Source organism: Pedobacter sp. GR22-6 (assembly GCF_037402555.1).
Classification (GTDB): Bacteria; Bacteroidota; Bacteroidia; order Sphingobacteriales; family Sphingobacteriaceae; genus Pedobacter.
This window is the reverse complement of sequence record NZ_JBBEUC010000007.1, coordinates 151,722-172,343: the sequence shown is the minus strand read 5'-3', so window position 1 is coordinate 172,343 and position 20,622 is coordinate 151,722. Positions and strand designations below refer to the sequence as shown.

Here is a 20,622-nt window from a genome sequence, read left to right as displayed (position 1 = left end):
TTCACTGCCTTTGTGCCAAACCTGACATGAAATGTGCACGATTGTACATTTGAATATACTTATTGTTTATCAGATATTTAGACGATGAGTCACTGGAGAGGTCCGATAATACAATAAAACGAAGAAATCAACGGTGCCGTGTTTGACAAGCTAAATGTATTCGACATTAGACCCTGCCTCAGACTGTGGAAAATACGAAGATTAGCCAACGCTAATAGAGAAATGAAGATAGGATCGAACTCCTCAATTTGTTTTGTTTAACGCCGAAATTATGTGAAATTTTATCTCGATCCAGTAGATTTTCTTAACCACTCTGCAATGGTTTTAGGCCGACGTCCGAAGACCGTTTTCACATCATCTCTAATCTTATTTTGGCTGGATTAATACCGGCAGCATTCACCTCTATTGGGCCTCAAAATTCTGATCTCTTGGGGGGGTAGACACCAGTTGCCGCATCAAATGGTATACAACCCATACCTGACAGTTTTTTGATCTCTCTGAGAGGGCGTGATTATTGCAAGACGGTTGAATCCCAAAAAACTGGCTGAGAATTGATCAGGTTGTTAAGGTGAAATATACTGAGACAGTGATTTTTCAATGTCTCTTTTTCTTTAGATATTTTGCAGATAAGTGCTCAAAACATGTACATTTGATATCTCACATCCCTGAGTGTCATAATTAACCAAATAAAAGCCATTAGTGGGAGCAACGGAGAAATATACAGATGAGCAATTGAAGTTTTCACTCGAACAGGAAGATCTTGCTGCATTCGAATTTCTTTTCAAAAGATATTATCCTCAATTAGTTTATTTCGCTGACAAGTTCATCAACAATATACAGGAGGCAGAGGATGTAGTGATGGAGCTGTTTTCAAAACTTTGGCTCAAAAAGGTATTTTGCACTGAAATCGGAAACCTGTCGTCCTTTTTGTATCGCAGTGTCCGCAATGCATGCCTCGATTATTTACGTAAAGCTTCACGTTCACCGTTGCTGCTTCAGGAAGTGGGAGATGCGTTATCAGTGGAAGATGATATCATGGAAGGGGAAGAGGTTTTTGCCCGGCTCCTACAGCTCGTTTTGGAACATATCGAAAGTTTGCCCAGTCAATGTAGAAGGGTTTTCAAATTAATTTATATTCAAGGGAAGACTACCAGTGAGGTGGCGGAGATATTAGGTTTATCTGTACAAGCGGTCAGAAATCACAAAGCGCGGGGTCTAAGCCTGCTTAGGTCAAGGATAAAACCAACCCATTTACTATCAATAGTGCTGATGCAGATAGAAATCATGCATAAGTTTTAATTTTTTTTAAAAAAATCTCAATTCATTGGGTTGTTTCTGAATTTCTAACGTCTTACTGGAAATAGACTAATCATGAAGCAGATTCCTGAACATATAGCTCATTTACTTTTTCTGCATTTGAATGATGCGCTGAAGCCGGAACAACAGATCGTGTTTGATCGATGGCTTTCTGAGTCGCCTTACAATGAGGCGATCCTGGACCGAGCTCAGAAGGAAAATCTTTCTGAAGAATTGAAAAGACTAAAATCGATCGATAAGGAGAAAGGGTGGGGAAAGCTATTGCAGGCTATTGGTGAGAAGCAAATTCCTAGAAGTCAATCGAGGATGCAGAAAGTTAAATTTAGAATGTTTGTTGGCTGGGCTACAGCTGCTGTGCTGTTCCTTTGTCTTTCCTATTTCATTTACCAAGACTTATTGCCAAAAACCGTGAGCAAGGTTCTAAGTGGTGATATTTCGATGGATCTTAAGCCGGGAACTCAGGGTGCTGTTCTAACGCTTTCAAATGGTCAGAAGGTATTGCTGGACAGTTTGAAGAGTGGGGAAGTTACTGTAATACAAGGACAGAAAGCTAAGCTTGTAAATGGTGTACTAGCTTATGAATCCGGAGCTGGGGCACCTGTCTTTAATGTGGTGAGCACGCCTAACAGCCGGCAGTATCATTTGATCCTCCCCGATGGCACAAAAGTATGGTTGAATTCGGCCAGTTCAATACGTTTCCCTACCAGATTTGTATCTGGCGAAAGGAGAGTAGAGGTCAGTGGAGAAGCTTACTTTGAGGTTATGAAAGACAGCAGACAGCCTTTCCGAATTATAACCAGGGACAAGGTAGAAGTGCTGGTATTGGGAACCCATTTCAATCTGAATAGTTATGAAAATGAAGCCAAGGTGAGTACCACGCTTCTTGAAGGTTCTGTGCGCGTCCAGCACAATACTGACGAGGTTACCATTAGGCCAGGTCAGCAGGCACAGGTAAGTACATTGAACTCCCAAGGAAAGTCAAGTATACGTACGTTTAATGATGTCAACCTAGAGAAGGCCATTGCCTGGAAAAACGGGCTGTTCAATTTTGAGGGTGCGGAACTGCAGGAAGTGATGCGCCAGTTGGAGCGATGGTACGGCATTGAGGTGCGCTATGAAGGTCTGGTACCCAAAGTGAAATTCTTTGGAGAAATCAGTAGGAACGAAAATCTTTCTGATGTCTTGAAGGCATTGGAGGAATCACATATCCATTTCAGGTTAGAAGCAGAAAGGAGGTTAATTGTCTTAGCAAATTAACTGTTGAGCGTTAGCATCGCCCGTGTATGTAGTCAGAGATCCGGAAGTGTTTAGACCACTCCCGGAATATTGGTCCGATACAAACGTCATTACACATTATACTAAACCAAACTATTTCAAAAGTATGCAAAAAAAAACTACTTTGGCCCAACCAGCCCATCCATTTTTCCGACCTCAAGGGTCAGGAACATTAATCTTAGGGATTATTAGATTGCTGATGATCATTCCTTTGATGTTCTGTTTCGAAGCAGCTACATCGCAAACTATCAATCTTAAAGCAAAGGACATGCCTTTACCAAAGGTCATTTCCACAATTAAAAAGCAAACGGGTTATTCTGTATTCGGAAACATAGAGCTTTTGAAGCAGGCTAGTCCGGTGACGATAACAGCGAAAAATATGCCTTTGTCAGAATTCCTAACTGCGGTCTTTAGTGACCAACCTTTAAACTTTCGTGTGGCAAATCGTACCATATTCTTATCTGAAAAAGTAAAGACTGAGAAGCCCTATCAAGATTCCAATCCACAGGAGCAGAAAAAAACGATCACAGGGCAAGTACTAGATTCACTAGGTAAACCCTTGGCTGGAGCAACGGTAAGCGTCAGAGACAGAAAGCAGACTGGCTTCACTGATGTTGAGGGTAAATTTCGTCAGGAAGTTTATGACAATGATGTAATGGTGATTTCCTATTTGGGTTACCGCAACTATTTGCACATCATCAATAGCAAGAATCTGTCTGCAAGTACACCGATAATGATTAAACTTAGCCCGGATGTCAGCCAGTTGAATCAGGTTAACGTAACCATTAATACCGGTTACCAAAATATAGATCGGGCACGCAGTGCAGGTTCGGTGGCTAAGCCTGATATGGCCATTTACAATGACCGTGTGGGTACGATGAATGTGATTCAACGTCTGGATGGATTGATCCCTGGCTTGACCATCAATAATGCTCCTAATGCTGACCAATTTCAGATCCGTGGACTAACTACGGTAGGTAGTACCATCAATATTGGTGGCTTTGCCGTGCCCACCACGAGTCGATCTCCGCTCTTCGTTGTGGACGGGGTGCCCTATGAAGACATCAACCTGATCAACCCAAATGATGTCATGGATGTTAACGTATTAAAAGATGCCACCTCGGCATCGATCTGGGGTACAAGAGCAGCTAATGGAGTGATTGTCATCACGACAAAAAGTGGCAAGAAGGGCGGTAAACTGAAAATTGATTACAATACTTTTGTACGATTCCAGGCTAAGCCGGACTTGAACTATCTGCCAGTGTTGAATAGCCGCGACTATATTCAGTCCGCAAGGGAAACTTTTGATGCATCCCTGGTTCCCTGGGCAACGATTAATGGAGGCACTTCACCAATTGTAGCTCCTCACGAACTAGCTTTGTATGACCTTAGCAGAAATCTAAGCACTCCAGATGCTACAAATGCCAAACTGGATAGCATGTCGAAGCTCTCGAATTTAGACCAGATGTCGAGGTTATTTTACGCCAATAGTTTAGTCACCAATCATTCTCTGGCGCTAAGTGGAGGTGCCGATAAGTATAGTTATTATGGTTCGTTTAATTACACCGGTAACAGGGGAAATGGCAATCGTCCTGGTAATAACAGTGATATATTTAAGTTGAACCTGCGTCAGGACTTCAAATTTAATCAACATATTCAGGCTTATTTAGTTACTGATGTAACCAATAGCAATTCTAAATCTACACCCCTGCCAACATTTGATTCCAGATTTACACCTTATCAAATGTTCCAGGATGCTTCTGGTAACAATCTTGATCTCTCCTGGAGATACCTAACTGACGAATTGCGGGCCTCTACAGAATCAAAAGGTAAAATTGGTCTCAGCTATGTTCCGCTTGATGAGGCGGGATTTGGATATACTAATGCCAATGCTCTATCGGTGAGGCTGAATTCAGGACTAACGGTCAATATTCTTAAAGGATTGCGCTTTGAAGGAACTTACAGTTATGTCAGGGGAAAGAACGATACGCGGCAATTTGAAGATCAGAAAGCATTTTTGGTCAGGCGGGAAGTGTTGAGTTATGCAACCTACAACCAGGCTTCTAGTGCGGTGACTTATAATTTCCCAAATACTGGCGGCCGTTTAACGACGACAAATAGTTCACGCGAAGACTGGACCATCAGGAATCAACTCAGCTACAATAAGAACTGGCTGGACAATAAACACCAGGTGACTGTTTTGGCTGGAAATGAGGCTCAATCTTCAACAGTGAAAAATACGAATCAATTGACCAGAGGATTTAATGATGACCTGAATACGCTCCAGCTGATCGACTATAAAGCGCTCACAACGGGGATATCAGGTGTGATATATCCTACAACTGGTGGTGTCAATAGTTACTTTCCGGATTTACTATCGGTTCAGGGTATTGATACCAGATCACTTTCCTATTATGCTAACCTGGCCTATTCATTTCTGGAAAAATATGGGGTGAATGCAAGTTGGAGAATTGATCAGTCTAACTTGTTTGGTAAAGACAGATCTGCACAGAATAAACCTGTTTGGAGTGTCGGAGCACTATGGAATGCAAATAGGGAAAGTTGGCTGAACGATTTGGATTGGCTTAACGAACTTCGCTTAAGAACCACTTATGGTATTACCGGGAATTCTCCATCTCCAGGTACAGCTGCCTCTACAGATATTTTGCTGGCGAGTGCCCCTTCAGGCTTTTCAGTTCCTGGAGGAACCATCTATAGGATCAATAGCCCTGCAAATAAAAGGTTGACTTGGGAATTGACAAAAACCAAAAACCTGGGGATGGATTTTAGGGTGATAAAAAGCCGGATCAGTGGATCTTTGGATTTATATTGGAAGAAAACAGAAGGCCTGTTGGATCAATTACTAGTCAACCCCTTCGCGGCTGCAACATCCGCGACCATTTTTGGTAATGCGGGTGAATTGAGGAACAGGGGTGTCGAACTATCGCTAACCACCATCAATCTGAGTACTTCCGATTTTACCTGGAGAACATTAATCAATGGTGCGTATAATACCAATAAGATCACCAAGTCATATGCTGCCGCCTCTAATAGTGGTGCTGTTCGCAGTACTGCGACTGTCGTACAGGGTTTTTCATCTTATCCATTATTCGCCTATGATTTCGAAGGTTTGGATGCAATGGGCGATCCACTGATCCGTCTAAGCGATGGTCAGGTTGTTAAAACACCTAATATCACTAAACCGACCGATATCTTATTTATGGGTACTACCCAGCCCAAATGGTCAGGTGGATTCAACAATACTTTCAGGTATAAGTCTCTGGATCTTCAGGTAAACATTGTTTTTAATGCTGGTCATGTCATGCGTCGGGATGTGAATAGCCGTTACACTGGGGTAAATGCCCAGAACAATAATTTTCATGCGGAATTTAAGGATAGATGGAAACAGGCTGGTGATGAAAATTTCACAAATGTACCTTCTTTCGTTCCAGTATCGAGTTTGAACACATCCCGAAGATCTACTTTCTATTACATGCTGGGCGATGTGAATGTAGTGGATGCTTCTTTTGCTAAAGTCAGGGATCTTACTTTAAGTTACACTTTGCCTATTGCTTTTTTAAATAGGTTCCACATTAATCAATTCCGTGTCTTTACTCAGGTTGGCAATATTATGCTTTGGAAAGCAAATGATGAAGGGATCGATCCAGAATTCCAGACCGTTGGAAGTTTCGGTGGAGCCAGAACATTGAGAACTGGCCAAAATACATTTTCAGTCGGAGCTAATGTTTCATTTTAATAATTGAGTTATGAGAATTTCAAAAATATACCTGCTAGGATTATTGATTACTGTGATAAATGCTTCCTGCGGAAAGGATTTTTTAGAGGTGGCGCCAAAAGGAAGTTTGATCGCCAGTCGTACCGTTGAGTATGAGAATATGATGTACAATTCCCTGGCACTAGGTGCTGATGTTCCAACGGTCGCTTTAGGGGATGATGCTGCCATGTTGAGTACCTATTTTGAGTCCTCTCCATTACGTCTCCAACGCATCTTTCGCTGGGACAAGGATTTCTATGAACCTGAGCAGACTGCTGCTGAACTTCAGTCACCCATCTCCAGTATCTACATCTATAACAAAATCATCAATGAGGTGATGGATTCCAAAGAGGGTGATGAAGCTTATAAATTGAGAATTCGTGCGGAGGCTAAAGCATCACGTGCATATTTTAACATGTTACTGATCAATTATTATGGAAAACCTTTCAACCCCGCAACTGCTGCTACCGATCCGGGAATTCCCTTGGTTAAAGAGGCAGACGTTTCCGCCACATCATTCGGTAGGGTATCTGTCAAAGAGGTTTATGATAACATGATTTCAGACTTAACTGATGCAATTCCAATGATACCTGTTAATCAACCGCACCGTCAACGCATGACTAAGGCAGCTGCAGAATTCACGCTGGCGAAGTTATATTGGTATCAAGGCGACTATACTGCGGCACTCAACTGGATTAAAGAGGGTAAAGCGCATCTGCCAACAAGTTTCGAAGTGGGAATCTATGACTACAACGTGACCTATGCTGTGCCCACCTGGACAGTTACTTCGGGATTTAACAATATTGAGAGTCTTTTGGCCAGAACAAGTTTGAGCTTTTGGGTCAATACCTCTAACAGTGTCTTACTAGCTCCCTGGGCCTTCGATTTATATACTGCTTCGGACAAAAGGCTTAAGTCATTTTCTTCAGTACCTTACCAGGGAACAGGTACTTTTCCAGCGCGATTGAACAGAAGGACTGGGCCATTCGGTGCACAGGTATCCCAGGGAGTAAATTTGGCGGATGTAGAGTTGATGAAGGCAGAATGTGAGGCAAGATTAGGTCAGTTAGCTGAGTCGAAGGCTACGCTACTGGCTTTTAGACTTAAACGGATGTCCAATACTGAGGCCCCTGTAAATGTTGCGCAAAAAGACGATTTGATTCGCTTTGTGATCGAGGAACGGGTTAGGGAGTTTGCATTATATGGCCTTAGGTGGTTTGATATGCGTAGACTTTCCAATGACCCACTTTTCCAGTCGGCTACTTATAAGCACATAGTTTTCGATGGAAGTACAGGTCTTGCTAAAGATACCTATACACTTGAAAAGGACCGCCTGACTTTGCGCTTTCCATTAAACGTGATGTCTGCGAATCCAGGCATGCAAAATAATCCATAACTATAAATTAATGATGATGAAAAATAGCTTATATACGCTGATCTTATTGTGCTTTAGCACTATGTTAAAGGCACAAGATAAACTGGAATTGAGTTTTGGAGACCCCGCTCCGGCACTGAGGTATTCTAAATGGATTCAGGGAACGCCGGTAACCTCATTAACCGGCGACAAAATCTATGTATTGGAATTTTGGGCGACCTGGTGTAAACCCTGTATCGAAGCGATGCCACATTTGTCTGACCTTGCAGAAAAATATGCTGATCGGATGAAAGTAATTGGTGTTAATGTATTCGAACGAACTAGCGGACAAACTTATGAGTCTTCTTTGCCGTCTGTAGAAACGTTTTTAAAGCAAAATGCAGATAAAATGAGGTTCGATGTAATTGCAGATAACAATGCTCGCGAAATGTCAAATAATTGGTTACAAAAAGCACATGTCGTTGGCATCCCTGCAACCATCATTGTAAAAGAAAATCAGGTTCTTTGGATAGGTCACCCGGCTTTCTTAGATAAGGTGTTGATAGAAATATTTGAAAATAAGTATGATTTGAAACGTAGGAAACAGGAGTACGAAGAAGGTATGCTCAGTTCTATGAGAGTGAGAGGGATTTACGATACAAATATGAAGAAGATTGACGATGCACTGGCTAAAAAGGATTACAAGGCTTCAATCTTAGCTGCCGACGAAGCGATCAAATCTGATACCAGCGCCGCTTTCCAATATAGACTCAAAAAGCTACAAGTGTTACTGGTTCAGGCAGATAAAAAAGCGGTTGAAATTATGTTGAAGGAGACTGCAAAATATGATCAAAGCCAGGGATTGGCACTGGCAGGATATATTTCCCATCAGGATAATTTGCCAAGAGAGTATGCTTTGACGGCTATCGAGATTATCGATAAATCCAAGACTGCTAATGCCTACTACCTCGACCTAATGGCGACTATGCAAAGTAAATTAGGTGATTACAAGGGAGCACTGGGTACGCAGCAGCGTGCTCTGGAGGCAATGAAGCAGAACGAACTGAAATCGCCTGGTAAAATCAAGCCTGAGACTTTTGCCGAGTTTGAGAACAAAATTCAAAAATACCGGGATGCACTAAAGAAGTAATTTCTTGTAAAATAAATGTACGAATTCGTCTACTCGATTAATAAATGTTATATTGACGTTTATTAATCGAGTATATTTATTTCTGTAATAACCAAATGAAATATTCCTACAAACCCTTTTGCTTTACCATTTTATGTTCCTTGCTTTTTGCCCATGCTTTTTCACAGTCAGCAAAGAATAGCAATGGAAAGACCCTGTTTGATTACGATTGGAAATTCCAGTTGGGAGATGACCCTAAAGCTGTGGAGCAAAATTTCGATGATAGCAATTGGCGCTCACTAAACTTGCCGCATGATTGGAGCATCGAAGGAAAAGTAGACGCTAAAAATCCGAGTGGTAATGACGGTGGGTATTTCCCTACTGGCCTTGGCTGGTATCGCAAGACCTTTACAGTTCCGGCAGATTTGAAAGGAAAGAAAGTCAATATCTATTTTGGAGGCGTATACATGAATGCCGAGGTCTACATTAATGGGAAGAAATTGGGAATTCGGCCATATGGCTACTCCTCGTTTTTCTATGACCTGAGTCCACACCTGAACTATGGGGCAAACAATGTGATCTCCGTAAGAGTGGACAATTCTGCTCAGAAAAGTTCCCGCTGGTATACTGGTTCCGGGATATACCGCCATGTATGGTTGCTGGTCAACGATCCGGTTCACATTGCACCCTGGGATGCAGTTGTGCAAACCATGAGCGCTGACGTAAATAAAGCTGAGCTGTTGTTGAAGGTAAAACTGACCAATGACAGTCCCACCGAACAGAAGGTGTTGTTGCGGAGTACGCTGCTGTATCGCTCGAAAAGTAAAGCCAGTTCAGCGCAATCAATAAGCATTGCCCGGGGATCAACTAAGGACATCAGTCAACAGTTGCAATTGACTAATCCAATGCTTTGGAGTCCTGCCTCCCCGGCCATGTACCAGTTAAAGATTGAAATCTTTAAAGAAGGTAAGTCGCTTGGACAGCAGGTAGTTCCGATGGGCATCAGGACCTTAGCATTTAATGCGGAGCAAGGCTTTCTGCTGAATGGCAAGCCTATCGAAATTAACGGCGGATGTGTGCACCATGACAATGGTTCATTGGGCGCGGCAGCATACGATCGTGCAGAATTCCGGAAAGCTGAAATCTTGAAGGCCGCTGGTTTCAATTCGGTGCGGACATCACATAATCCAACTTCCGAAGCTTTTTTAGATGCCTGTGATCAATTGGGACTGATGGTGATGGATGAAAGTTTTGATGGCTGGCGGACCAAAAAGACCGATCATGATTATGCTAAATATTTCGATCAGTGGTGGAAGGCAGATGTAGAAGCTTTGGTACGGCGCGACATCAATCACCCTTCTATCATCATGTGGAGTGTGGGCAATGAGATTATCGAGAGAAAAGAGCCACAAGCGGTAGAGACCGCCAAGAGCCTGGTGGCCTTGGTAAAAAGCATTGATGTCTCGAGGCCTGTAACTTCTGCGATCACTACCTGGGATAAAGATTGGGCGATTTTTGATCCTTTGTTTGCCGCACATGACATTGGTGGCTACAACTACCAGTTGCACAGATCTACAGATGATCACCAGCGCGTCCCTTCCAGGATCATGGTACAGACGGAATCCTATCCCCGCGATGCCTTTGCCAACTGGAAGTTGGTCAGGGATCACAAGTACATCATTGGCGATTATGTCTGGACTGCTATGGATTATCTTGGGGAATCAGGTATCGGTCGGTTTTTCTATGAAGGGGAAACTAAGGGCGAGCATTACGAACGTGATATATTTCCATGGCACGGTGCCTATTGTGGAGATATAGATTTACTTGGCTGGAGGAAACCCATCTCACATTACAGGGATTTGCTCTACAATGAAGATAAAAAGCTCTATATGGCAGTCAGGGAACCGGATGGTTACTTTGGTAAGATTAAGGAAACGCTTTGGTCTGTGTGGCCTACATGGGAAAGCTGGAGTTGGCCCGGGCATGAAGGCAGGGAGATTTCAGTAGAAGTTTATTCCCGATACCCGGCTGTTAGACTCTATCTTAATGGACAGCTGGTCGCGGAAAAAGCTACCTCAGAAGCCGAACAATTTAAAGTAGTTTTTACCCTACCATACGTAGCCGGCACGCTTAAAGCTGTAGGGGTAGTGGATGGTAAAGAAGTCGGACAGCAGAAACTTCGTTCTGCAGGTGAGATTGCAGCCATCAAACTTAAGGCAGACCGCAAATCGCTTGATGCAGACGCGCAGGATCTGGCCTACGTTCAGGTTGAATTGGTAGACAAGGACGGATGTATCCAACCCAATGACGATCGTAAAATTTCATTTGAGGTAGTGGGAGCAGGAGAGATTATCGCCGTGGATAATGCTAATCTGAAAGATACTGATGCTTACATAGCAAAAGAGCGGAAATCCTGGAAGGGCAAAGCAATGGTGATCATCAGGAGCAAGAAACAATCTGGAAAGTTAAGGCTCAAAGTGACTGCTGATGGTGTTGAGTCAAAAGAATTAACTATTTTGGTTAAACACAGATGATTTGATGTAAGTTTCTAGTCCACAACATCCGACCAAGTTGTGAAATACATCTGATTTTAATAGTCTCGCAAATATGAATCGTAATTAAGGTTATCCTGTATATTGCAAAAGTTTACTAAAATTATTTTCCGTTCCAAATATGGCCAGTCATATCAATCTCAACATCTTTAAGCAATTTTTCAAGTCCGGCTCTGCGTCTGGAATTATTATATTTGGCTGCGTGATACTGTCAATTATCGGCGCTAATTCATCCCTTGCCGGTGCTTTTCAATCGTTTCTCGGTACGGAGATTGGCTACAGTTCTGATCGTCTGCATCTTCGATATCCTATTCAACTATGGATCAACGATGGTCTTATGGCCATATTCTTTTTGATGGTAGGCCTCGAAATCAAACGCGAAATGGTGGAAGGTGAATTGAGCTCTCCTAAAAAATCGTTATTACCAATATTATGTGCTTTAGGTGGCGCAAGTGTTCCAGCTCTTATTTACACCGTGCTAAACAGGGATCAGCCAACTGCAGAAGGATGGGGAATTCCTATGGCAACCGATATTGCCTTTGCACTGGCCATTGTTGCTACTCTGAACAAACGTGTACCGCCATCTCTGAAGATCTTTTTAGCGGCTCTTGCTATTGTGGATGATTTGATGGCAATATTCGTTATAGCAATTTTTTACGCTGGAGAATTACATAGTATCTATCTGCTATATTCGGGTGTTATCCTTCTGCTACTTTTTCTTCTGAACCGGTTTAAGGTCACCAGTCTTGCTTTTTATCTTCTCCCCGGTGCAGTTCTATGGTATTTCGTCCATCATTCGGGTATTCACGCAACCATTGCCGGTGTTCTTACTGCCCTTTTTATTCCAACTAACACCACTTCCGATGAGTCTCCTTTAGAAAAGTTGGAACACTTCCTTACAACACCTGTCAACTTTCTAATTGTTCCAATATTTGCATTCGCAAATACTAACATTACTTTTCAAAATGAAATGATCGGCGGACTGGGATCCACGCTTGGAATGGGCATTATATTAGGCCTCGTTTTGGGTAAGCCCACCGGCATCATGCTGATGTCCTGGATCAGTGTAAAGACAGGCTTGTGCCAATTGCCTGAGAATGCAAATTGGAAACATGTTCTTGGTGTCGGTTTTATCGCAGGGATTGGGTTTACCATGTCAATCTTTATGGCAGTATTATCATTCTCAGATGCATTGCTCATTTCAGAAGCTAAATTCTCCGTATTATGTGCGTCGGTTATCGCTGCATTGACTGGTTATCTGATACTGAGAGGACCAAAGCGACTAACCTCAAAATATAATAGATAATTTCACCTATTTATTTGTTTTTATTTTGAGGCAGCCATAGCATCTTACTGTGAGACTTTCTGGATACTGAGGTAGTTCACACGTTAATGACTTAAGATGTACATTTGATCTGTTTTCATTGATGTTATTAGAATTCGAATGGGCATTCAGGACGTATACGAGCATAAATGGAACTATTCTAGTCACAAAAAAAACCGATCTTAAAAGAATCATAGAAATTAGCATAATGGAAAGTACTACCAATTGTCATATCAGAAAACTCTTTTATTGAAATCTTCAGAGAATTTCTACTAGCGTATAAAGAAATTGACCTGGATGATAAAGACATCTATACCAAAAACCCTACCTTACCACTTGGTCCATCAGTTCGAAGCTTTGTAGATTCGAAGATCAAAGCCATGAGCTAGTGGGGTAGAGACTACTTTCCTGTCCTCCGCTTACGCATATCAGCAATGAATTTTTCAAGGAGTAGCACATCCGCTTGAACCTCTGCGGCGTCAGGGATAGATTCAATTAGTGCGCCTGCAGTATCGTGTCCTAAAAAATATGTGGAACACTTCGACATGTTGTCATCTATTACTTTATAATCCGTTTCCGTCAGATCAACAATCTTTGATAATCTCTGCGTTTGCACTGTCCTCCCAAACCGCTGAATTGCACCGTTTAAGACCACTTCCTCAATACATCTTTCCCAGGCTTCACGTAATTTCCCATAAGCATGCTGTGCTTGTAATTTATACTCCTCTTCTGTTTGAGTACGCTCAGTTTTATCAAGCGTTTGACAAGCAGCATTTAATAAACCAACTCTTTTACTCACCGGCAAGGTATCCCATGGTGGATTTGCGGCAATGATACCTGTTTCCTTTGGTTTACGTGTCAGCCCTTTAACATCAATTGTAAGTCCCAGTTCACTACAGTGCTCCTCTAACATAAGCAAGAACGCAATATCATGGGTGAAAACAATGACCTGTCTAATTGCTGATTCTTCCACGATTCTTTTTGCAATTTTATTCCGCCACTTATGATCAAGGGAGGAAACGGGGTCATCAAAAACGATGGTACTCTTGTGATCCGACAGTGTTAATTCAGATAAAAAAGTAGAGAGGGCAATACAACGATGTTCGCCTTCACTGAGTATATCTTTTAAAGAGACATTTCCTGCGTGTGGCTCACTTAACTTCAAATAATGATGTTGTTTACCACGAATACCCTTTGTGCCGGTATCAACAAGTATGTTTTTAAAGCCAAATTTTGAGAGCTCTGCCTTGAAGGCATCCTGAAGGTTCTGAGTAATGTAGCGTGCAGTAAGCTGATTACTGAATAGGGTTACCGATCTGGTAGCGCAATTACTTACTCCTGACTTCACTAGGTTGTGCTTTTTCTGGCGAAATATTTCCCTGGCTATTTTAGGTTTGAAATCATGTATCTTCTTTTCATTAATTAGCTCCCGAACTTCATTCTCAAGCGGCAACACTTTTTCATTGATTGAAACTTGCTGGAGCACCTCATTTTCAGCCTCAATCTTTGCGATGATTTGGTCAATCTCCATTCTGGCATTTAATTGCAATGTAGGTACATCAATTTTATCAACGGAAGATTTTGCGTCAAGTTTTGCTACCAGTACCTCTCTTTGTGCTTCCAGTTCTCCCAAATATTGAGATTGATGCTGCCTGTAGTTTTGATCGTATAATTCCAATTCCAGTACCGTAGTCTCAAAATCAATATAATCAAACGACAAACCATTCAGGGTCTGTTTTAATGTCAAAAGCTTTGCAGCCGATGAATCATATTTTTGCTGGGAATCATGGGAGACAAAAGATTCAAAATCAAGAAATCGCTTTTTAGCATCCTCGTCAAGATGCTGTAAGCACAGCGGACAATTTGAATCCTTACTAGTTTCAGGAAAGAGGTGCTCGTTCGTACTTTCATTATAGAATTTACGCGCACTTTCCCAAAGCTGTTTCCACGAAGCTCCTCCAATCCCATTTAAGGGTAAATCATCAAAACTATTGGACGAACTGGCCTTTAAGGCAACTGATGTTGCCAAATAATCATCAATATGTTGTTTTACTGAGGTAAGTGCTGAAACAGTGATGAGTGAGTTTTCCAACAATTCAAATTTATTCCTTAAGGTTCGGAAACGGGCGACCTTTCCATTATTCAATACTACTGTGTTAGCCGGGTCGGAAGCCTTTAATTCAGATATAAGTTTCTGTAGATCTGCCACACGTTTTTCCTTACTTCTACTCCACATCGATCCGGCCCTTATGTTGGCAAGATTTGAATTTCCGTTTAGACCATCAATAAATACCTTCGCCGCCGTACCATCCTCGATCTGTAAAACTGATAGATCGAATTTTGATAGTTCCAAAGCTTGTGATTCACTAGTCAATAGTGCCTCGATCTGGCTTAACGCCACAGCAAATTTTTCAATCAAAGACAAACCGTGAGGAATAAAAGCGATTTCATCCTCTCCAGTAATATAATGGGTCGCGCTGTGCGAATCAAAGACGTCGACACCTTTCAGAGTCGCATCTGAAACAGAGAGGTTATGCAAGGCGACCGACTGGAATACTGTTCCATTAACGGAATACTCGACTTCGGCTTTTCTATCGATATTAGAACTGGCTGCATTGTAGACATTGCCGTTAATAACCGGCTTTGACCCACGAGTATTACATACGTGTTTAAGTATACCTACATAGCTTGATTTCCCGGCACCATTGTCTCCGTATATTGCCGACAGTCCTGAATGTGCAAACTCTAAAACACTTGATCCTGAGAGAGCATTAATGTTTTGCAGTCCATGTATTTTTGATAAGAATAGGTTTTTAGCACTTGTAGTGTGTGACACGTAGGCTCTTAACGATACCAAATTTACCGGAGTTACTCTTGCGGTAGTCAATCCGCATTCAGATTTACAGATCGCAAGAAGATCATTTAAATCCCTTTGCATCAGGTTTCCCTGGCGAATTAACTTATCCATTGTTGCTTGCCAGAACTGTGGTTTTCCATCAATCCAATCAACAATATCATTTAATATACTCATCGGTTTAGGTTTGTTTGGTGAGAACTTGGTTTAGTAAAAATAGATATTTAATTACGAAATAAAATTAAATAAAATGTGCTTGATAATATAAGGTATCCCGTAAAAGCCTTTCGTAGTATACTGACCAATTTTGCTATTTCTTACTCTTTTTATCAGTTTCATCCATATTCTTGTTTGTGTACCGAATGTGCCTGAATTGTTATAGAACCTTCAGTTGGTCAATGCTGATGGGGAATTGAAAGCCGCTGCTGTTTTACTTTTTGGCAAAAACCCGAAGAAATTCTTTGTTACCAGTTATTTCCAGATAGGCCCTTTTGATAAAACAGATTCGGATTCCAAATTCCAGGATTTAGTTGAAGGATATATTTTTGATAAGGTAAAGTCTGTTATGAGCCTACTTAAACAGCGCGACATTCCTCCAGTGATAAGTTATGATGGCATTCAGCGAATTGAACGCCCGGAATATCCGGAAGCAGCAATACGTGAAGCGATTTTGAATGCTATTGTACATAAGGATTATACTGATTCCACGATACAAATGAGTGTTTATGATGACAAAATTATACTTTGGAATCCGGGGAAGATATCAGAAGGCTTAACTATCGAGAATCTAAAAGCGAAGCATCCATCTAAAGCCCGCAACAAAAATATTGCGGAGATTTTTTTCAAGGCCGGATATATTGAAACCTGGGGACGTGGAATTGAAAAAATGATGAGTGCCATGCGTGACTATGGCATGCCGGAGCCGGTATTTGAGGAGAACAGCGGAGGTTTCCAAGTTACTTTTGTTAAAGAGATTTATAATGCGGATACTTGGATGAATTGAAATTAATACTACACAAACTGCTGCTGTGAGGTACCTTCAGGAATTCCCTCAGATGAGCAGCGCCAAATACCAGAAACTAAACGGTATTGGAAAAACCCTTGCATCGCAGGACATCCAGGAGTTGATCGACAAGAAGGTATTACTCAGAATCGGAAAAGGACCTCGAACTACCTATACGTTAAATAAGAATGTATGATTAGCAGCCGTTCCTGATCGTTATCCATCTGGTCTGTGCTGGAGCGAAAACAATTATATACCGCATTGGAAATTCTAAATGTTGCCTACTAAGTAACACGAAAACTAGGACGCTATAACTTCAGACATAATTGGAAATCGACTATGAATTGCTGGCCATCACCATCTATTGACATCGACAGGAAAATTCTGCCGAAGAATACTACCCAATGAGGCAATAACTAACCATAGTTATTGCCTCAAATATTAAAACAATATATCATACTCAGATTAACACGATAACACACTCCGGCTGTCCGCAGCACAATCACCACGTGTTGGAACAACATCACGGATCGATCACATCAAAACTCTAGAAATTAAATAAGCCATCAAAAGAATAACGTAATCATTGTCAACCTTGATTTTAACCGTTTAATCGCATTAATCATTTGAGCATTCACCGTACGTTCAGAAAGTCCAAGTGTCCGAGCAACCTCTTTATGACTTAGACCCGAATCCACCCTCAATTTGTAAACCTCCTTCATCTTTTCAGGCAAAGATTCAACCGCATCGTTGATATATGAAATCCATTCTTTCTCCCTGACCAGATAATCGGTATGGGCAACCTTACCACTATTCACATAATCCCGTAAGGAAGAAGTATACCTTGCCTCAACCTCGCGATGCTCAAAAAAATTGAAAACAGCATTCTTCGCACAATTGATCAGATAACCCGCAAGATTCCGGATCACCGGCAACCGCTCCCGTTTTGCCCAAAGCGAAGCAAACACATCCTGAGCAGTGTCAGCCGCATAGTCCTCATCGCCAAGTTTTTTCAAACCCTCTGAAACAACCAAACGCAAATACCTCCTATAGATCAAAGAAAAGGCATCCTCATCACCGCCTCTCAGAAGCCTTAAAAGTTCATCATCAGAAAATTCATCGTAATTTACACTCATAATCACTGCTCATTAATCAAAATAATGCGCTTCAGTGAAGAGAGAGTTGTAGTGCGAAAAAGCAATAGGGCACGGCAACTTGCTATCCTCTATCGCTAGGCTCTGGTGGGCCGCCAATCCTTTCGGAAAGGGAGATTAGAGAATAAGCAAGCACCGTGCCCCATAGCTTATAGGGAACAAGTGCTGTACTTACTTCGATCTCTTAATTTACCAGATTTAGCGTCGAAGCTTGTTAGCAGGGCTTAGTTTTATTTTCGTCCTGCAAATCTATTAATATTTACACATTCGACAGCATCCATCTTATTAGTGCAGCGAAGTGCGAATGTCTTAGTAATCGAAGATAGCAAAAATGGGGGTTAACTACAAAAATATTATAGTTAAATATATTTTTGCTGTAGTTAACTTTACTGCTCTTGTCTATATTTTTGGAGATTTTTGATTGATGGCGATTCACATTGGTAAAATCATACAAAATTTAGTCGATAAAAGCGACTTTTCCACTCAGGAGGTTGCGAGCTACATGAGTATGACGACATCCAATTTATTCAATATATATAACCGTGAAGCTATCGATGTTTTCAAGCTGGCTAAATTCTCAGAGCTATTTAATACTGATTTGTTTGAATACTACTTGCCGAAAGATAAATTGGATAAAATACGGGGAGAGGAAGTTGTGAAGTTAACAGCAGAGCTCGATTTATTGAAAGCAAAGTTAGCCAATCTTGAAATAACGGTTAAGCGACAGGATGAGACAATTGAAGCTCAAAAGCTAACAATAGCACTGTATAAGAAAAAAATGCAATGAATTCGAGAGTTAGCAGTTATTTTTTCGGATAGGACTAAACCACTATTTGGTTTGCCTTTTCAATCCAGGAATATCCTTTATCATCAACGCCCCAATATAGAAGCCCACAGCAGTCTGGAATTAGTGGTTTTCTGTGCCTTTATCATCTCCCTGTTCTGCTGTATCATTTGATGATTTTGCTGGATTTGAAATTGCTGACGTTGAATCTGGCTATGTCGGAAAACCTCTTCCTCATATAGATTGATTGCTTCCTTTAGGGACTCCGCCCGTTTATTCAACAGATAACTTCTAATGGCATTGACAGCCTGGAGGGTACGGTACTTTTCTGGTAACATAGAAAAGCTATCAAGTGTCTCGACTAGCACATTCATCTGCGCAGATAAGTGCTCGACCAACGGCCCGGCATGTTGGATCGCTACCTTTCTCCCCTTGTAATTAAATGCAGATCCTATCCCGAATCGGACAAATATATAGGTAATTGGTAATACGGAGAAAAGTACGGCTATGGCAGATGATATGCCATCAGTAGCTAGGTAGAGCGAAGCAATGAATGCGCCGACACCTATTCCCAATATATTGAATAGTCTATTTCTATTATAGTTGTGTGCATTGAATTGAAGCTGCCAGGACCTGTTATGCAGTTCGGCATATTCTTCGATTAATGTCTTAGATTGTTTAAGATTATTAATTAATTCTTGTAATTGCATCGTGGGATGATTTATTACGATAAAGATATCATTTTAGATTAATTTCCTGAAGTTGTTAGGAAGATTGGGTTTTAAAATTCTATTTGAAAAATTCGATTATTAAAGCGTTCGTCAATTAAATCACAGAGTGAATTTCGAACACTAAATTTGTTATGCCCTTAAATTTATTTAATTAAAAGGTTGCTGGTAACATCGCCCACTGAGCATGGAGAAGAAGATTATGACTCTTCTAACCTAACCGCCCTATTATGAGGCAAAATGCGCTTTTCTGACTTACAGAAGCAATTTAAGAAGTATTTTTGAAACCTCAAAATTTTGCTGTGTTACGCATTTGTTACGGTTTTGCAGAGAATTCGAGTGGCGCCTACGCACATTGGAATCTAATTGCAATATTCTGCTTCCCAAATAATGTATAGTTACAAAAATTGTAAGTCCGTTACTAAGCTATTCATTGGTGAAATAATAACATAATCGTTGTAGAAATTGGCTCTAATGAAAATAATGATTAAGTTTACATGTGCAAAAAGGGATAAACAACATCCCTTTTGTCAAACAAAAACTTAAATGATTGGGCAATACGGTTACTTAGAGGACTTTATTAATGAACTGCGTTCCAATGGAAGGTATGCCTTTTCATTGCCGGAGGTACGAAATAAGTTTGAACAATCCGATGAGGCGATTAAAAAAGCTCTACAAAGGCTTAAAAAGAAGAGGGAGATTGCCTTAATAAGAAATGAGTTCTATGTAGTGATTACTCCAGAATATCGGAGTAAAGGAATCCTTCCGCCATCCTTATTTGTTTCAGAGTTGATGAATTTTTTAGAGAAAGATTATTATGTAGGTCTGTTAAATGCAGCTGCTTATTATGGAGCCGCCCACCGGCAACCGCAATCTTTCTCGGTAATCACAATGAAACCGAGTTTAAGGAATATTGATAATGACAACCTGAAAATAAATTTTTACATAAAGAAGGAATGGTCAAAAAGTGATATAGTTCAAAAGAAGGTTGATACAGGATATATAAACGTATCATCTCCGGAGTTAACCGCATTGGATCTGGTAAATTATTTTGAACAGGTAGGTGGTCTTAATAGGGTTGCAACAGTGTTGGAAGAACTCTGTGAAAGCATTGATGCTGATAAAATGCTTGATCTTGTGAAACGGTACTCTCCTATAACTGCGATTCAGCGTTTAGGCTTTCTGCTTGAAGAGATTTTGAATATGCGGGATTTAAGCGATCCAATAAAAGACTACTTAAAAACAGTGAATTACTTCCCGGTATTATTGAGACCGCAAAAGGAAAAGCCTGAGATGATAACCGGGAATGACTGGAAGGTGGTGCAAAATATAGAAATAGAAACAGATTTATGATCCCACAGGCATATATAACC

14 protein-coding genes are annotated in these 20,622 nt (G+C 41.1%); 11 read left to right on the top strand and 3 right to left on the bottom strand.

Annotation, left to right across the window (positions count from 1 at the left end):
- The first annotated feature begins 699 nt into the window (after positions 1–699).
- The 7 genes from WAE59_RS24700 (at position 700) to nhaA (ending at position 12,708) form a co-directional block, all read left to right on the top strand.
- Positions 700–1,299, top strand: a complete 600-nt coding sequence (locus WAE59_RS24700; protein WP_337858685.1) for an RNA polymerase sigma factor — start codon at positions 700–702, stop codon at positions 1,297–1,299.
- Between the two features lie 72 nt (positions 1,300–1,371).
- Positions 1,372–2,574, top strand: coding sequence for a FecR family protein (locus WAE59_RS24695; RefSeq protein ID WP_337858684.1), 1,203 nt, complete (start codon positions 1,372–1,374; stop codon positions 2,572–2,574).
- Between the two features lie 286 nt (positions 2,575–2,860).
- Positions 2,861–6,349 (top strand): SusC/RagA family TonB-linked outer membrane protein, encoded by a 3,489-nt coding sequence (locus tag WAE59_RS24690; protein WP_337858683.1) that lies wholly within the window; start codon positions 2,861–2,863, stop codon positions 6,347–6,349.
- Positions 6,350–6,359: 10 nt separating this feature from the next.
- Positions 6,360–7,763, top strand: a complete 1,404-nt coding sequence (locus WAE59_RS24685; RefSeq protein ID WP_337858682.1) for a RagB/SusD family nutrient uptake outer membrane protein — start codon at positions 6,360–6,362, stop codon at positions 7,761–7,763.
- Positions 7,764–7,773: 10 nt separating this feature from the next.
- Complete coding sequence (locus WAE59_RS24680; RefSeq protein WP_337858681.1) at positions 7,774–8,871, top strand: TlpA family protein disulfide reductase; 1,098 nt, start codon at positions 7,774–7,776, stop codon at positions 8,869–8,871.
- Positions 8,872–8,966: 95 nt separating this feature from the next.
- Positions 8,967–11,384 (top strand): sugar-binding domain-containing protein, encoded by a 2,418-nt coding sequence (locus WAE59_RS24675; RefSeq protein ID WP_337858680.1) that lies wholly within the window; start codon positions 8,967–8,969, stop codon positions 11,382–11,384.
- 139 nt (positions 11,385–11,523) lie between these two features.
- On the top strand, positions 11,524–12,708 hold the full coding sequence (gene nhaA, locus WAE59_RS24670; protein WP_337858679.1) for a Na+/H+ antiporter NhaA: 1,185 nt from the start codon (positions 11,524–11,526) through the stop codon (positions 12,706–12,708).
- A gap of 418 nt (positions 12,709–13,126) precedes the next feature.
- Here nhaA and WAE59_RS24665 read toward each other — a convergent pair whose 3' ends face one another.
- Entirely contained in the window at positions 13,127–15,757 is a 2,631-nt protein-coding gene (locus WAE59_RS24665; RefSeq protein WP_337858678.1) for an AAA family ATPase, read from the bottom strand.
- A gap of 214 nt (positions 15,758–15,971) precedes the next feature.
- Here WAE59_RS24665 and WAE59_RS24660 point away from each other — a divergent pair, with 214 nt between their 5' ends.
- Both WAE59_RS24660 and WAE59_RS24655 read left to right on the top strand, forming a co-directional pair.
- Complete coding sequence (locus WAE59_RS24660; protein ID WP_337858677.1) at positions 15,972–16,583, top strand: ATP-binding protein; 612 nt, start codon at positions 15,972–15,974, stop codon at positions 16,581–16,583.
- 25 nt (positions 16,584–16,608) lie between these two features.
- Entirely contained in the window at positions 16,609–16,779 is a 171-nt protein-coding gene (locus WAE59_RS24655) for a hypothetical protein (RefSeq protein WP_337858676.1), read from the top strand.
- 370 nt (positions 16,780–17,149) lie between these two features.
- Here WAE59_RS24655 and WAE59_RS24650 read toward each other — a convergent pair whose 3' ends face one another.
- Entirely contained in the window at positions 17,150–17,719 is a 570-nt protein-coding gene (locus tag WAE59_RS24650) for a sigma-70 family RNA polymerase sigma factor (RefSeq protein WP_337858675.1), read from the bottom strand.
- 442 nt (positions 17,720–18,161) lie between these two features.
- Here WAE59_RS24650 and WAE59_RS24645 point away from each other — a divergent pair, with 442 nt between their 5' ends.
- Positions 18,162–18,524: a hypothetical protein gene (locus WAE59_RS24645; protein ID WP_337858674.1), complete on the top strand. Its 363-nt coding sequence runs from the start codon at positions 18,162–18,164 to the stop codon at positions 18,522–18,524.
- A gap of 83 nt (positions 18,525–18,607) precedes the next feature.
- Here the strand turns inward: WAE59_RS24645 and WAE59_RS24640 are convergent, their stop codons facing one another.
- Complete coding sequence (locus tag WAE59_RS24640; protein WP_337858673.1) at positions 18,608–19,231, bottom strand: hypothetical protein; 624 nt, start codon at positions 19,229–19,231, stop codon at positions 18,608–18,610.
- Between the two features lie 564 nt (positions 19,232–19,795).
- Between WAE59_RS24640 and WAE59_RS24635 the strand changes: the two genes are divergently transcribed.
- Complete coding sequence (locus WAE59_RS24635) at positions 19,796–20,602, top strand: type IV toxin-antitoxin system AbiEi family antitoxin domain-containing protein (RefSeq protein WP_337858672.1); 807 nt, start codon at positions 19,796–19,798, stop codon at positions 20,600–20,602.
- Positions 20,603–20,622: the final 20 nt, after the last annotated feature.

Coding starts and splice junctions, on each gene's coding strand:
- WAE59_RS24695 (WP_337858684.1), top strand. CDS start 1,372: ATGAAGCAGATTCCTGAACATATAGCTCATTTACTTTTTCTGCATTTG.
- WAE59_RS24690 (WP_337858683.1), top strand. CDS start 2,861: ATGCCTTTACCAAAGGTCATTTCCACAATTAAAAAGCAAACGGGTTAT.
- WAE59_RS24685 (WP_337858682.1), top strand. CDS start 6,360: ATGAGAATTTCAAAAATATACCTGCTAGGATTATTGATTACTGTGATA.
- WAE59_RS24680 (WP_337858681.1), top strand. CDS start 7,774: ATGATGATGAAAAATAGCTTATATACGCTGATCTTATTGTGCTTTAGC.
- WAE59_RS24675 (WP_337858680.1), top strand. CDS start 8,967: ATGAAATATTCCTACAAACCCTTTTGCTTTACCATTTTATGTTCCTTG.
- nhaA (WP_337858679.1), top strand. CDS start 11,524: ATGGCCAGTCATATCAATCTCAACATCTTTAAGCAATTTTTCAAGTCC.
- WAE59_RS24665 (WP_337858678.1), bottom strand. CDS start 15,757: ATGAGTATATTAAATGATATTGTTGATTGGATTGATGGAAAACCACAG.
- WAE59_RS24650 (WP_337858675.1), bottom strand. CDS start 17,719: ATGAGTGTAAATTACGATGAATTTTCTGATGATGAACTTTTAAGGCTT.
- WAE59_RS24645 (WP_337858674.1), top strand. CDS start 18,162: ATGGCGATTCACATTGGTAAAATCATACAAAATTTAGTCGATAAAAGC.
- WAE59_RS24640 (WP_337858673.1), bottom strand. CDS start 19,231: ATGCAATTACAAGAATTAATTAATAATCTTAAACAATCTAAGACATTA.
- WAE59_RS24635 (WP_337858672.1), top strand. CDS start 19,796: ATGATTGGGCAATACGGTTACTTAGAGGACTTTATTAATGAACTGCGT.